16 protein-coding genes are annotated in these 14,247 nt (G+C 66.8%); 6 read left to right on the forward strand and 10 right to left on the reverse strand.

Going from position 1 to position 14,247, the window contains the following annotated elements; translation table 11 throughout:
- Positions 1–3 precede the first annotated feature (3 nt).
- Positions 4–3,375: an AfsR/SARP family transcriptional regulator gene (locus NP4_RS18980; RefSeq protein ID WP_082875998.1), complete on the reverse strand. Its 3,372-nt coding sequence runs from the start codon at positions 3,373–3,375 to the stop codon at positions 4–6.
- A gap of 89 nt (positions 3,376–3,464) precedes the next feature.
- On the opposite strand from NP4_RS18980, the gene NP4_RS18985 reads away from it, so the two are divergent.
- Positions 3,465–3,920, forward strand: a complete 456-nt coding sequence (locus NP4_RS18985; protein ID WP_067999540.1) for an SRPBCC family protein — start codon at positions 3,465–3,467, stop codon at positions 3,918–3,920.
- A gap of 21 nt (positions 3,921–3,941) precedes the next feature.
- A complete protein-coding gene (locus NP4_RS18990; RefSeq protein WP_067999542.1) occupies positions 3,942–4,811 on the forward strand; it encodes a 1,4-dihydroxy-2-naphthoate polyprenyltransferase in 870 nt (289 codons plus the stop codon).
- Here NP4_RS18990 and NP4_RS18995 read toward each other — a convergent pair.
- The 5 genes from NP4_RS18995 to NP4_RS19015 form a co-directional block, all read right to left on the reverse strand.
- A complete protein-coding gene (locus tag NP4_RS18995) occupies positions 4,808–5,197 on the reverse strand; it encodes a phage holin family protein (protein WP_062513424.1) in 390 nt (129 codons plus the stop codon). The genes NP4_RS18990 and NP4_RS18995 overlap by 4 nt on opposite strands.
- A gap of 63 nt (positions 5,198–5,260) precedes the next feature.
- Positions 5,261–5,848, reverse strand: coding sequence for a Clp protease N-terminal domain-containing protein (locus tag NP4_RS19000; protein WP_067999544.1), 588 nt, complete (start codon positions 5,846–5,848; stop codon positions 5,261–5,263).
- Positions 5,848–6,069: a helix-turn-helix domain-containing protein gene (locus tag NP4_RS19005; RefSeq protein ID WP_067999546.1), complete on the reverse strand. Its 222-nt coding sequence runs from the start codon at positions 6,067–6,069 to the stop codon at positions 5,848–5,850. Before NP4_RS19005 ends, NP4_RS19000 begins: the two co-directional genes overlap by 1 nt.
- Positions 6,070–6,149: 80 nt before the next feature.
- A complete protein-coding gene (gene cds1, locus NP4_RS19010; RefSeq protein WP_067999549.1) occupies positions 6,150–7,235 on the reverse strand; it encodes an L-cysteine desulfhydrase Cds1 in 1,086 nt (361 codons plus the stop codon).
- Positions 7,232–7,570, reverse strand: a complete 339-nt coding sequence (locus NP4_RS19015; protein WP_067999551.1) for a DUF4229 domain-containing protein — start codon at positions 7,568–7,570, stop codon at positions 7,232–7,234. Before NP4_RS19015 ends, cds1 begins: the two co-directional genes overlap by 4 nt.
- A gap of 234 nt (positions 7,571–7,804) precedes the next feature.
- Between NP4_RS19015 and NP4_RS19020 the strand changes: the two genes are divergently transcribed.
- Both NP4_RS19020 and NP4_RS19025 read left to right on the forward strand, forming a co-directional pair.
- Positions 7,805–8,038, forward strand: a complete 234-nt coding sequence (locus tag NP4_RS19020; protein WP_062513434.1) for a BldC family transcriptional regulator — start codon at positions 7,805–7,807, stop codon at positions 8,036–8,038.
- A gap of 70 nt (positions 8,039–8,108) precedes the next feature.
- Positions 8,109–8,315 (forward strand): hypothetical protein, encoded by a 207-nt coding sequence (locus NP4_RS19025; RefSeq protein WP_062513534.1) that lies wholly within the window; start codon positions 8,109–8,111, stop codon positions 8,313–8,315.
- Positions 8,316–8,337: 22 nt separating this feature from the next.
- Here the strand turns inward: NP4_RS19025 and NP4_RS19030 are convergent, their stop codons facing one another.
- Together NP4_RS19030 and dapA are read right to left on the reverse strand one after the other, a co-directional pair.
- Positions 8,338–9,264, reverse strand: a complete 927-nt coding sequence (locus tag NP4_RS19030) for a LysR family transcriptional regulator (protein ID WP_082876000.1) — start codon at positions 9,262–9,264, stop codon at positions 8,338–8,340.
- A gap of 72 nt (positions 9,265–9,336) precedes the next feature.
- Positions 9,337–10,218: a 4-hydroxy-tetrahydrodipicolinate synthase gene (gene dapA, locus NP4_RS19035; protein ID WP_067999824.1), complete on the reverse strand. Its 882-nt coding sequence runs from the start codon at positions 10,216–10,218 to the stop codon at positions 9,337–9,339.
- Positions 10,219–10,288: 70 nt separating this feature from the next.
- On the opposite strand from dapA, the gene NP4_RS19040 reads away from it, so the two are divergent.
- Positions 10,289–11,173 (forward strand): LysR family transcriptional regulator, encoded by an 885-nt coding sequence (locus NP4_RS19040; RefSeq protein ID WP_067999552.1) that lies wholly within the window; start codon positions 10,289–10,291, stop codon positions 11,171–11,173.
- Between the two features lie 178 nt (positions 11,174–11,351).
- A complete protein-coding gene (locus NP4_RS19045) occupies positions 11,352–11,759 on the forward strand; it encodes a hypothetical protein (RefSeq protein WP_067999554.1) in 408 nt (135 codons plus the stop codon).
- A 208-nt stretch (positions 11,760–11,967) separates the two neighbouring features.
- Here the strand turns inward: NP4_RS19045 and NP4_RS19050 are convergent, their stop codons facing one another.
- A complete protein-coding gene (locus NP4_RS19050) occupies positions 11,968–13,170 on the reverse strand; it encodes a hypothetical protein (protein WP_067999556.1) in 1,203 nt (400 codons plus the stop codon).
- 109 nt (positions 13,171–13,279) lie between these two features.
- Positions 13,280–14,245, reverse strand: coding sequence for a c-type cytochrome biogenesis protein CcsB (gene ccsB / locus NP4_RS19055; RefSeq protein ID WP_067999558.1), 966 nt, complete (start codon positions 14,243–14,245; stop codon positions 13,280–13,282).
- Between the last annotated feature and the right edge of the window lie 2 nt (positions 14,246–14,247).

The raw sequence follows: 14,247 nt of genomic DNA on the forward strand, positions 1-14,247 counted from the left end.
TAGTCATCGGTCCAGCCTGCCGCTGATTTCGGCCAGCAGCACCATGATTCGCTTGGCTATCGAGCGCCGACCGGTCCGGGCGGCCCGCCGCCGTGCGGCCTCGACCACCGGGCCGGTCAGGACCGCGCTGTGCAACGTCACGTGCCGATCCAGCCGCATCGTCGGAGCATCCTGCCGGGCAAGGACTTTCGTGGCGAGTATCAGCAGCTCTCGTGCACAGTCCGGATGCCGGTCCACCGACAGCAGATACGAGCCGACCGCGCAGGCGACCGAACCGATCTGCGGCAGATCCATGTACTGCGCCAGCCGCTCCAGCGTGGCGTCGATGATCTGCTGCGCCAGGACCGGTACATCGTCGGTCCGCCCGTACAGCACATGGGCGTCGAGCACCTCGGCGGCGCGGATGATATCGCCGGGCCCCGGACCCGTGATCTGCAGCGGCCAGCCGTAGAGCTCCAGCGACGTCCGCAAACGCCGCAGACCACCCGCCACGTCCCCCTCCGCGAGAGCGAGTTCACCCCACCCGGCGCGTACCGCCGCGAGCCGATGATTGGGCCTGGCCACCGGATCGTCGGGACCGCGAGCGCCGTCGACGAATCCGGCCGCGAGCTCGAGTTCCCGCCGGGCCTGGGCCAGATCGCCGATCCCGATCAGCGACATCGCCAGGGCGCTGCGAATTTCGACGCTCTCGTCGTAGGACCGCAGGACGAGCAGCCCATCCACCGCCCGGCGGTAATACCCCGTCGCCTCGCGATATCCGCCGGTCTGGGCCGTCAGCTGGCCCAGATGCTGGCACAGCATGGCCTCGCCCCACACATCGTCCGGATCGCATTCGTCCAGCGCCCGCAACGAGTCCCGCATCGACCCGATGACATCGCTCGAGTTCTCGGCCATATTCGCGCGGAACAGCAACGCCGACCATCGGGTCGCCCGGTCCCCCGACCGGGTGCCGTCGGCGAGCTTGCGCCACAGCGCAATCGGCGTCGGTTCGACACACAGCACCCCGCCGATGAAGCGCGCCTGCTCCGACAACGCCGCATCCGAACGCAGCAGACGCCGCATCCGCATTCGCAGTACGGCGAATTCACGCAGCCGGAGGTCCGCCAGGACCACCTGCGAGGCCGCCAGCACATGCGCGTAGGTCTGCAGATCGGCGGCCAGCTGATCCGGCACGGTCTCCGGCGGGGGGATCCGCAGTACGCGCTGGGCCCAGCTTTCCAGCTCCATATGAGCGCCACGCATCATCCAGAACATGCCGAGCGTCGGAAAAACGAGATAAACCGTTGCAGCGTCGTGTATTTCGATCGCGTACCGCAGCACAGCCGCCAGATTGTCCTGCTCGTCACCGAGTGCGAGCACGGCCCGCACCTGCAGACCCGCCTCGTACAGATCGCCGAGCTCGATCACGAAATGCCGGGCCCAGTCGATCATTCGACGCATCAACGCATCGGTCTCGTCCCGGGCGACCAACTGCTCCTCGCCGAATTCCCTTACGGTCTCCAGCATTCGATACCGGGTACCGGCGTCGTCGTCCTCGATGACCGACAGCAGCGACTGGCTCACCAGACCATCGACGGCCGCGGACACATCCGGCACGTCAGCACCGCCCGCGACGAGTTCCGCTGCGGTAAGGGTGAATCCGGCCGGGAATCGGCACAGTCTGCGCAGCGCGATCTGCTGCGGCTCGTCGAGCAGATTCCAGCTCCACTCGATCACCGCGTGCAGGGTGCGATGCCGCTCGGGGGAACTGCGATCGCCGCTGCGCAGCAATGCGAATCGGTGTTCGAGCCGGGCCTCGATATCCTCCACGCTCATGGTCCGCACCCGGGCCGCGGCCAATTCGATGGCCAGGGGCAGCCCGTCGAGGGTGGTGCACAGTCGCGCGACGGTCTCCGGATTCAACCGGACCGAGGGCCGCACCGCGCGCGCCCGCGCGGCGAACAGCTCGGTCGCCGGTGATCCGTGCGCGTCGACAGCCAAGGGCGGCAACGGATATACCGCCTCGGCGGTGATCGCCAGGGGCGCCCGGCTGGTGGTCAGGACGCTGAGTTGCTCACAGGCGCCGACCAGATCCGCGACCACCTCGGCCGCGGCATCGATCAGATGTTCGCAGTTGTCGAGGATCAGCAGCATCGGCCGCGCCGACAGCGCATCGCGCAGCCGCCGTCGCCCGTCGAGCATATTGCCCGCACGCAAAGCCGTTGTGTCCCGGTTGATTTCGCTCATGCCGAGGGTCGCGCTGATCGCGCCCTCGATCTCCGCCCTGGCCTGCGTCGGATCGGCCCGCACCGAGGCCAGCTCCACCAGCACCACCGGCAACTCCCGCGCCACGCGCGCACCGAGTTCATTGGCGACTCGCGTCTTACCGGTGCCGCCGGGGCCGAGCACGGTGGTCACGCGGCTGACGCGCACCGAATGTTCCAGCGCGGCCAGATCATCGTCACGCCCCAGCAGCGGATTCGGCGCCGCGCGCAGCCCGATGGCCGCCGCGCCGACCGGTTCCGGATGCGGCTGTTCGGTGGCGTGCTGGGCCGAGGCCACCCGCTGACCGGGCGAGGGCGCCCGCGTCGGCGCGATCGGATCACCGCGCAGGATGGCGGTATTCAGCGCCACCAGCGCCGGTCCCGGATCGGTGCCGAGCTCACCGGCCAGCCGCGCCCGCAGCCCCGCGAAGACCTCCAGGGCCTCGTTGTTGCGCCCGTCGGCCGCCAACAGCCGCATGAGCGTGGCGTGCGCGGGCTCGTCCAGCGGTTCGGCGGCCGCGATGCCCCGCGCGATGGCCACCGCACCGGCCGAATCGCCCGCGGCCTCGCGCGAGGCCAGTTCCAATTCGTCCAGGGCGCGCCAGCGGGTGGCGGCCAGATCCGCCAATTCCTCGGCGATCGGGCCCGCCGGTAGATCCGCGGCGGGTTCGCCTCGCCACAGCGCGCGGGCGCGGGCCACCAATTGCAGGCACGCGGAATCATTTCCGGCCGCATGCACCTCGCGGGCCTGCCGTTCCAATCGGCGCGCCAGGGTCAGATCGACCTCGTCCGCACCCAGCGCGAGCCGATATCCGGCCGGTCCGATCTCCAGCGTCCCGTCCGGCAGCGCCGAGCGCAGCCGCGACACCTGGGTGTGCAGCGCGTTCATCGGGGCACGCGGCGGCTGCTCGCCCCATACGTCGTCGATGAGCGATTGCGCGCTGCGACTGCGGCCCGGATGGGCGGCCAGCGCGGCCACCAGCAGCCGGGCGCGCGCGCCGGGCAGTGGTGCGAGCTCCCCGTCGCGGCGCACGGCCACCTCGCCCAGCAGTCCGACCAGTACGGATTCGCCGGACTCCGCCCGTGCGGCTGTGGTAGCGGCGCTGGGGGAACCGCTGTGATCTCCAGACATGCTGTTGCAATCGTATGCGAGTCGTCCAACCAATTGCGGGTGCGCGTCGCATCCCGTCGACCTCACCATTGTTCGCCTACGCTCCCGCTGTGGCCGAATTCGAAATAGTCCGGGAAACCGTGATCGCCGCGGATCCCGCGCGCATCCGCGAACTGATCGTGGATTTTCGCGAATGGAAACAATGGTCGCCGTGGGAGGGCCTGGACCCCGATCTGCAGCGCACCTACACCGGATCCGAAACCGGGGTCGGCGCGCAGTACGCGTGGGACGGCAACCGCAAGGCCGGGCGCGGCAGTATGGAGATCACCGGTGTGACCGACGACGCGATCGACGTCCGGCTGAGCTTCGAAAAGCCGTGGCGCGCCACCAACCGGGTCACCTTCCGCCTCACCCCCGCCGACACCGGCACCGCGGTGAGCTGGCGCATGGTCGGTGAGCGCAATGCCGCGATGGGACTGCTGGCCAAGGTGATTCCGATGGATTCGATGATCGGCCGCGACTTCGAGAAGGGTTTGGAACGCCTGCGGACGCTTGCCGAGTCGTGAGGGCGGATTAGGCTGCCGATCATGGCAAGCGCAGCACAATGGCTCGAAGGAGCCCGTCCCCGCACCCTCCCCAACGCCATCGCCCCCGTTCTGGTGGGCACCGGCGCGGCCGCCTCGCTGGACGCCGCGGTGTGGTGGAAGGCCCTGCTGAGCCTGCTGGTTTCGCTGGCCCTGATCATCGGCGTGAACTACGCCAACGACTATTCCGACGGCGTGCGCGGCACCGACGACAATCGGGTCGGACCGCTGCGCCTGGTCGGCTCGGGCGCGGCCAGTCCGGCCGCGGTGCGCGCGGCGGCGATCGCGAGCCTGACCGTGGGCGCGGTCTTCGGCCTGATCCTGGCGATCACCACGGCCTGGTGGCTGCTGCTGGTCGGACTGATCTGCCTGGCGGGGGCATGGTTCTACACCGGCGGCCGCAAACCGTACGGCTACAGCGGATTCGGCGAGATCGCGGTCTTCGTGTTCTTCGGCCTCATCGCGGTGCTCGGCACCGAATTCGTCCAGGCGCAGCGGATCGACTGGGCCGGAGTGGTCGGCGCGGTGGCGGTCGGCTGCTTCTCCAGCGCGGTGCTTGTCACCAACAATCTGCGCGATATCCCGACCGATTCGGTAACCGGTAAGACCACCCTGGCCGTACGGCTCGGCGATACCCGCACGCGCACACTGCATCTGGCGCTGCTGGTGATCCCCTTCCTGGCGACGCTCGCGCTGGTGGCGCGCACGCCGTGGGCGCTGGCCGGTCTGCTAGCCGCCCCGCTGGCGGTGCGCTCGAACGCACCCGTGCGCGGCGGGCAGAACGGCCCGGGGTTGATCCCCTCGCTGCGCGATACCGGCCTGGCGATGCTGCTGTGGTCGATCCTCACCGCCCTCGCGCTGGCGATCGCCTAGTCGCGGTCTCCGTCCGGCACCAGCACGCCCAGCACCCAGTTCACCAGGGTGATGATGATGCTGCCGAGGATCGCCGCCCAGAAGCCGTGCACGCGCAGGCCGTATTCGGTGGTCTCGGTGATCTTCGCGGTGAGCAGCAGCATCAGCGCGTTGACCACCAGCAGGAACAGCCCGAGCGTGACGACCACCAGCGGCAGCGACAGCAGTTTGACGATCGGTTTGACCAGCGCGTTGACCAGGCCGAAGACCAACGCCACGGCCAGCACCACCACGATCTTGCCGCCGGTTCCGTCGTGCGCCGGGGTGATCAGTTCGATCTTGTCCACCCAGGTGGCGGCGAGCCAGATGGCCACGGCATTGATGACCAGGCGTAACAGGAGAGCCATGCCGCCAGCGTAGCTGTGTTTGTCTGCGCCGCCTCCGGCGTCGCGGGGTTTGAAGGTGAACCACTACGCGACCTCGTCGAGCAGGTCGTGTATCGCCTCGCGCAGGGTGCGGATGCCCGGTTCGCCGCCGAGCAGGTCGCGGGTGGTGGGGTTGGCGCCGCGCAGGATGCCGAGCAGGACGTGGCCGGATTTGATGCGGTCGTCGCCGCGGGCGAGGGTTTCGCGCAGGGACAGTTCGAGCACCTTCTTCGCATCCCTGGTGAAAGGGATGTGCCCGGTGTTCATGCCGCCGCGGAAACCGAAACGGGCCCAGCGGCTTTCCTCGGTGGGGACCGCGCGGTCGAGGGCGTCCTCGCCGAACGATGCCTCGAGGCTTTCGCGCACCGCGTCGAGATCGATGCCGATGGAGCGCAGCGCCGCGGCGTCCTCCTCGCCCAGCGGCTCGCCGGTCCGCTTCTCGGTCAACTTCTGCCGCAGCGACTGCGTTGTTATTCCGTTGTCCTCCAGCAGTTTCTGAACGCTTTTCGATTTACATTCGGTGATTCCGAGCAGAATGTGCTCGACTTCGATTCGGGGGGAATGCAATTGGCGCGCCTCCTCCTGCGCGATCACGATCGCCACGCGCGCCGACTTGCTGAACCGTTCGAACATCAGCGGATTCCGCCTCTCCGGTTGTACTTCTGGTGAACCGCCTGGCGGCTGACCTCGAGCGCGTCGGCGATCGCCTGCCAGGACCAGCCCTGGTTGCGGGCATTGGCCACCTGGATCGCCTCCAGCCGTTCGAGCAGCCGACGCAGTGCGAGCACGGCGCGCAGCCCGACCTGGGGGTCGGAGCTGCCCGCGGCGGCCGCCAGCGTTGTTGCTTCACTCATGTACGTCAATTTACGTTGACATCGAGGGCGCGTCAACGAAAATTGACATCTCACACTGTTCGCTTCGGGAGAACGGGGAACTACGCGGACCAGTCGCCGGTGCGGGCGAACTCCGCCAGCACGGCCTCGGACCCGGTCAGGTCCAAACCCTGACCCGTGACCCATACGTCGTCGAAATACGTTCCGGCATAACGATCTCCGCCGTCACACAGCAGCGTCACGACGCTGCCGGCGCGACCGGCGGCGAGCATCTCGGCGATCAGCGCGAACGCACCCCACAGATTGGTACCGGTGGATCCGCCGACCCGGCGGCCCAGCGCGACGCTGGCATAGCGGCAGGTCGCGATGGACGCGGCATCGGGCACCTCGATCATGCGGTCCACCACCGAACCGAGGAACGACGGCTCGACACGCGGGCGCCCGATGCCCTCGATCCGCGAGGGCATACCGGTCTGATATCCGGCGTCGCCGGTCTCGTAGCCGCCGTAGAAGGCCGAATTCTGCGGATCGACCACCGCGAGCCGGGTCGCGTGGCGACGATAGCGGATATAGCGGCCGATGGTGGCGCTCGTACCGCCCGTCCCGGCGCCCACCACGACCCATTCCGGAATCGGATTGTCCTCCAAAGCCATTTGGCTGTAAATGGATTCGGCGATGTTGTTGTTACCGCGCCAGTCGGTGGCCCGCTCGGCGTGGGTGAACTGATCCATATAGTGGCCGCCGAGTTCGCGGGCCAAACGCGCTGCCTCGGAATAGATTTCAGGTGGCCGATCGACGAAATGGCAACGCCCGCCCTGAGCTTCGATCAGCGCGATCTTCTCCGGGGAGGTCTTGGCGGGTACGACGGCCACGAAATCCAAGCCGAGCAGCCGCGCGAAATACGCCTCGCTGATGGCGGTCGAACCCGACGACGCCTCCACGATCGCGGTGCCCTCACCCACCCAACCGTTGCAAATCGCATACAGGAACAGCGATCTCGCCAGTCGATGCTTGAGACTGCCTGTGGGATGGGTGGATTCGTCCTTCAGATACAGCTGTACGCCCCAGTCGCGGGGCAGTGGATAGCGCAGCAGATGGGTGTCGGCGCTGCGCTGCGCGTCGGCCTCGATCAGCCGGACGGCATTGTCGACCCAGTCGCGTGGAGTACTGCGATCGCAGTACTTCACTCCGACTCCTCACCACGCAGCCGGGCCCGCAGCTTGGCCTTGTCGGTGCGGCGCTTCTCGTCGACCGCGGCGATGTCCTCATTGACCCGGGCACGCAGCCGCTTGAACAGCACCAGCGACAGCGGCATGGCCACGACGAGCGCGAACAACAGCGCCACGATCAGTGGGATATCCACCTTCAGCAAACGCGAAATCAGGACGATCACGGCCGCGAGGACCGCTACCAGCACCAGCCGGGCGAGGGTGTAGAACACCAGGTTGCGCGCCAGCCGCCGACCCGCCGAAGCGGGGGTCCGATCGGCCGCGGCGGCGTCCGGTTGCGATGCGTCACTCACGCGACCAGCCTAGGCGACGAGACCGCGGCGGCTCGATTCGGCGGGTGTCCAAACCATCCCAATCGCTGAATATTCGCTGGTGGCGTCATAACCGGACGAATCCAAGCCGTACGGATATCCGATTTGTCTATTACTTCCCCTTTACCAACGTTAGATCGTTCGAGTACCTGGGGGTGTCAGTGCAACGATGTCGCTATCTGATGAGGGAACTGTCGATTACGGAAAGGTTTGCGAATGACTGCGATCACCGCGGCGAGCCGCACGTTGGGTTCCGTCAATGGCCAGGAGGCCCTCCTGACCCCAGGCCAAGTTGCCGCTCTGTTCCACGTCGATCCGAAGACCGTCACCCGCTGGGCGCATGCCGGGCGGTTGGGCTCGTTGCGCACTCCAGGCGGCCACCGCCGCTTCCGTGAGTCGGAGGTCATGCAGCTGTTGAAGTCGTTGACCACCGAGGCCACTCGCGTATAGCTCCGATTTCCACGTAGTCCGTGCCCCGGGTACGCCACACGATTACCCTCGATAGCAGGAGGTGAGCGACGTGACGTACCTGTTGGCACTCATCGCGGTGGTGGCCGTCGCGGTGTTGTGCTGGAAGGCGTTCGGACCGGAACCTTCGCACCGCCTCGGCGCCGGTCGGAAACCCTCGCAACGCAAGCACATCGTCGGCCCCGACGACGATCCCGAATTTCTCTGGCGCATATCCCGCCAGCATCGCGACGGCGGCGACCCGGGACCGGATCGCTGATCGTCGAATGACACCGGCACGTTCAGGTCCGATTGGCCACGTCCACGAACCGGCGGATCAGGGCCGAATCGGCCTCGGCGCGGTGAATCGGGATCAGATGGGACTCGGGTAACCCGGTCACCGGGACCAAGACCACGCCCGGGCGGGCCAGGCCCTCGACACGCACCGACGTGGCCAGATGAATGAGCCTGGTGCGCACGATCGCGTCGACCGCCGAGTCGACTCCCCATTCCGACATGACCGATCGCCGTCGGATCGGACGACCCGACGGCGTCGCCGGCGGAACCCAGGCATCGATGAACCAGGACGGGAACGAGGGCGGCGGCATGATCAGCTCATGGTCGGCCAATTCCTCCGCATCGACCGTATCGCGCTGTGCCAGCGGGTGTTCGGCGCTGACGACCACGGCCCGCGGGCTGGTGAGCAGGGTCGGGCCGAAGCTCAGTTCCGGTTCCATCTCGGCGTATTCGGCCGGGTTGCCGGGGAACCACAGCAGGAGCAGATCCACCGTCACATCGCGCAGCGAGAAGTCGAATTCGGGCCCGAAACCGTTGAGCGGGTGGGTGATCACCGAGACGCCGGGGTATTCGCGCTCGAACGCGGAGACGTACATATGCGCGCGGGCCAGGCCGATGGTGATGACATAACCCAGCCGCAGCGTCCCGCGCACTCCGCGCGCCCGCGCCCGGGCATTCGTGATCGCCTGCAGCAGTTCCCGATAGCAGGGCTCCACCTCGGCCAGCAGCGCCTCGCCGGCGGCCAGCAGTTCGACCTTACGACTGGTACGCGCGAACAACGGCTCGCCGACCTGTCGTTCGAACAGTCGGATCAACTGGCTGACCCGCCCGGCGGTGAGGTGCAGTCGAGCTGCCGCCCGGCCGAAGTGCAACTCTTCGGCGAGGGCGACGAACGCCTCGATCTGCCGGAAATCCACCGGGTTCACACTCATCCGACCACCCCGCAATGAGTAGAACGTGCAGCTCACTCTATCGCGCGTAGCGGCCGCATCACGCGGTGATGATCACGCTGAGATGTGCACCCTGTCCAATGCGTCCAAAGCCCCGGCGAGCGCGGTATCGCTCGCGGGCAGCAGCGGCAGTCGGACGGCCGGACTCGGAATGCGGCCCTGAGCGGCCAGAACCGCCTTGGTGACGACGGGATTCGGCTCCGCGAACAGGGCCTCGGATACGGGTGCGAGGCGATGGGACAGGGCGCGAGCGGGCTCGACGGGACCGTCGCGCCAGGCTGCCACGAGTTCGGCGTAGGCCGCCGGGGCGACATTCGCACTGGCCAGAATCGCGCCCACGGCGCCGAGCGCCAGTAGGGGTGCGGCGTACAGATCGTCACCGGCCAGTACCGAGGTCCGGGTCCGGCTCAGGAAGGCGATCGTCGTATCGTCGATTCCGCCGACGGCGTGCTTGAAGCCAGCGACATTCGGCAGTTCGGCCAGGCGGCAGAGGGTTTCGACGCCGAGGGTGCGGCCGGTGCGGTAGGGAATGTTGTAAACGAGCAGCGGCACGGGGCTGGCCGCGGCCATCGCGCGGAAGTGCGCGACGACGCCCTCCTCGGAGGGGCGGGTGTAGTAGGGGACGACCGTGAGCGCCGCGGTGACGCGCGAATCCAGTTCCGCCAGCGCCCGTACCGAATCGGCGGTCGCATTGGATCCGGTTCCGGCGATCAGCGGGACGCGGCGTTCGGCGCAGACGCGGCCGCAGATATCGAGCACCCGGCGGCGTTCGGCGGCGGTGAGGGTGGCCGGTTCGCCCGTGGTGCCCAGGGCGACCAGGCCCGCGGCCCCGGCGTCGAGCAGGTCGTGGGCGAGTGCCTCGAGGGCCTCGGCGGCCAGCTCGCCCTGGGCGGTGAACGGTGTGATCAGGGGGATGTACAAACCCGAGAACGGCATGGTTTCAGCTTCACGCCACAATTGCTTCACGTCTATCGCCGGTTTCTGAGGTCGAGCGTAAGCTCAGCTGATGCTCGATGCGCGGCGTCTACGCCTGCTGCGGGAACTGTCTCGTCGCGGGACGATCGCGGCCGTGGCCGAGGCGCTGGCCTATACGCCCTCGGCGGTCTCTCAACAGCTGGCCGCGCTGGAACGTGAGGCGGGGGTGCCGCTGCTCGAGCGGACCGGACGCAGCGTCACGCTGACCCCGGCCGCGGTGCGACTGGTCGACCACGCCGAGACGATTCTGGCGGTTCTCGAACAGGCCGCGGCCGAACTCGCCGCCGCCCGAACCGAACTCACCGGGGCGCTGCGCATCGGGGCGTTTCCGACGGCCGTGCGCACGATCCTGTCCCCCGCACTGGTGGCCCTCAGCCGCGACCATCCCCGGCTGGAATTGCTGGTCTCCGAACTGGATCCGGCCGATGCCGCCGATGCGCTGCGGGCCGATGCCCTCGATATCGCGCTGCTGCAGGAATACGACTATGTGCCCGCCGAACCCGAAATCGGATTGGCCACCGAACCTTTCCTGGAGGAGACGGTGCATCTGGCGGCGCTGTCCCCGGACACGCTCGGCGCGCATCGCGATTCATCCTGGATCGCGGGCACGCCCGGCACGCTGTGCCATCGCATGACGATACGTTCCTGCGCGGCAGCGGGTTTCGCGCCGCGCATCCGCCACCACGCCGATGATTTCGGCACGGTGCTGGCGTTGGTCGCGGCGGGTCAGGGCGTGGCGTTCGTACCGGATCTGGGCGCGCTCGACGTACCGGCGGAGGTCGTGCTGACGCCCATGCCGATTCGCAGGCGCACCCAGTTGGCGTATCGCCGTGGGACGGGCGGACATCCGATCATCGCGGCGGCCCGGCGCGCGCTGCATACCGCGGCCGCGGAAAAACAATCCCATCCGGAATAAGCCCCGCCTCGAATAAACAACCGGCACAGGTCCATTTCGACACTCGAAACAGCCAAGGAGAACCCATGCTCTTGCGGATCATCGGCCACCTGGTCGGCGGTGTGCTGGACCTGGTGGTCAGCCTGCTGGTCCCGTAGAGCCTCGTCCGCTTTCCCGACCGAAGGAGTTCAGCCACAGCATGTCCGGTACCCGACGCATCCGACTTATCGCCCAGGCCACGGCCGTCTGCGCCGCCCTGCTGCTGCCCGCGGCCCTCGCGACGACCGCCGCCGCGACGAATTCGGCCACCAAAACGCAGACCCTTCAGAGCAAAGACGCCGCTTCGGGCGGAAAGTCCAAGTCCGGCAAGGCCGGAGGCAAGTCCAAGGCGAAAGGTAAAGGCAGCGAATCCGATTCCGAAGGCGCCGCCGAACTCGGCGACGCCCTCAACGGCCTCATGGGCATCCTCGGCGCGGACCCCGACGCCACCCCCGCCGAGCATGCCACCCCCACCCCACCACTGGACGACCGACAACTCACCGATCTGGGCAAGGCCCTCGGCACCGTAGCCAACGGCTTCATGTCCACCTTCCAGCCCCCGGCATAGGGGAAGGAAGCGCCGCCGATCCCCTCCACCTGCGGCGTTTCCCGACCCCCTGACTCATCATTGCCGCAACCCACCCGCCCAGTCAGCGTGAAGCCGTTGCGCATGCGGCAAAACGGCAGTTCAGTAGGGGTCTCCGGAATATCCGGTCCGGAGAAGCGGAGCCGGTGGCGGACCTCGGCGGGCACCGGGGTCCGGGCGGATCACCGCCTCATACCGAGCCGCTCGTGGCGCTTCGCCCCTCCGACACCAGCCAGAGCAGAACTCCGAGCGGGCCGGAGCAACTCCCGGCGACGATCGCGTCGAATCGACGCAGATCCACTCTCCGACCGACCATCGGAACCGATACATCGCTGAGCCGGAAATTTGTGACGACCACTTTCTTCACGAACAGTGGATCCTCACCCTCCGGCCTCCGTCGAACGAGTTCGTCCGCCTTCACGGTTGTCCTGGTCAGCCCGAAGAACTCCGGCATCGCCCCCTTGTTCACCCAGCGGGCGAATCCGATTATCTCCGTGGAGACGATCTCATTCGTCTTCACCGAAGACTCTTCGCACAGCTCACGTTCCATCGCCCGCACGATGAGGTCGTGTGAACGCGGGGCTTCCACCAGATCCTTCGGTTCCATGGACCCCGAACCGGAGGGGTGAATAAGCCTCGGCGATCCCGAATTTCGCCCGTCCGATTCGATGACGAATATTCGTCCGTCCCGGGTCGTAGCCAGCGTGGAAATACCTATCAGATTCGGGAATTGAGATTCGGCGAAGTCGACGATACCGCCGTCTTCGCGAAACACATAACTGTTGAGAATGTCGACCTCGGGCTGCCCGTACGGACGTGCGTAACACCGGAAAGCGCTGTTGGAGGCCAGATGCTGGAAATAAGTGAGCTTACGCACTTCCATTTCATTGTCGCTCACGTCGACCAGACCGAGTCCAGGCCGATCCATGATGAGCGCACGATCCCGCTTGGTCAGTATCACCGCGGGCAGTAACGCACGAAGCGGCGCGGGAAGCTCGTAGTCGGCGGCGCTGGTGGTAATCACCGCCGAGTCGGCCGCGATCGATCCCGGAAGTGGAAGCGGGAGATAGACCTCGCCCTCGACGATCAGCACGCGTGCGGCGAGACCGTCCGACATACTCCGCAGGATGCCGCTCTCCAGCCGATCCGGACGATGGTAGGACTCGCGCGCCTTTCTGATCTTCGCGTACCCGTAGATCCACATCGCCGCACTCAATGTGCCGAAAGCGATCGAAAACCAGGTCAGTCTGTGCGTCAGAACGGCTATGAGTACATTTACCGTGAGCGAAACGATACCGACGACACTGGCCCACTCGTATCGAACGAAAACGCGACGTTTATCGACAAATGATCGAATCATCGAGACTCGCTTCGCGAGCGGATCCAAGTCCATGTCGATCTTTCAGCAGCGAGCACATCACGACTCGACTACCCTACTCGCCGGATCGGAGCCATACATCGTACGATGCAATACCGCCAACCAAGAGAACTCGACGGTTTGATCAGTTCAATCCCGCATAGCTGTGCAACCCACTCACCACGATATTGATGATGAACAAGTTGAACAGCATTGCCACGAAGCCCGCGATATTGATCCACGCCGCCTTGGTTTCTCGCCAACCGGAGGTCGCTCGGGCGTGGAGGTAGGCCGCGTAGATGACCCAGGCGATGAATGAGACCGTTTCCTTCGGGTCCCAGCCCCAGAAGCGGCCCCAGGCCGATTCGGCCCAGATCGCGCCGAGGATTACGCCGGTGCCGAAGATCGGGAAGCCGATGATGGTGGTGCGGTAGGCCAGGCGGTCGAGGGTGCGGGCGTCGGGGAGGCGGCGGGCTATTTTTCCGAGGATGCCGGTGGATTCGCCGCCCTCGGGTTCGCGCAGGCGCAGGAGGAACAGCAGGCTCGCGACGCCGGAGAGGAGGAAGATGCCGCTGCCGGTGCTGACCACTGTGACGTGGATGGGGAGCCAGAAGGATTTCAGGGCGGGGACGACGGGGGCGGCTTCGGCGTAGAGGACCTGACCCGCCAGGAACATCAGGATCAGGACGGGGACCAGAACGAAGACCCACATCGAGCGGTAGCGGCGTTCGCGCATGAAGACCACGCCGGTGACCATCGCGGCGGCGGTGGCCATGGCGATGAACTCGTACATATTGCCCAGCGGGAAACGATGGGTCGCGAAGCCGCGCAGGACGATCGAGGTCAGATGCAGACCGATCGCGACGAACAGGACCGCGAAACCCATATTGCCGAAGCGTTCCGCGGTGGAGCGGGTCGGCGTCGGTTCGATGCGGCCCGGGCCCGCGGGACGGTCGGGGCCGCCCGCGGGGACCAGTTCGCGGGCCGCGGTCTCGGTGGTGCGGGCCGAGGAGTACTGCACGATCAATAGCGCGAGCACCACGACATAGACCACCCACGCCGATTTGAACGCCAGATTGCTGTACCCGGCGAGGGTCTCGTCGATCGGCATGT

This window comes from Nocardia pseudobrasiliensis NBRC 108224, from assembly GCF_001613105.1.
GTDB classification, from domain to species: domain Bacteria; phylum Actinomycetota; class Actinomycetes; order Mycobacteriales; family Mycobacteriaceae; genus Nocardia; species Nocardia pseudobrasiliensis.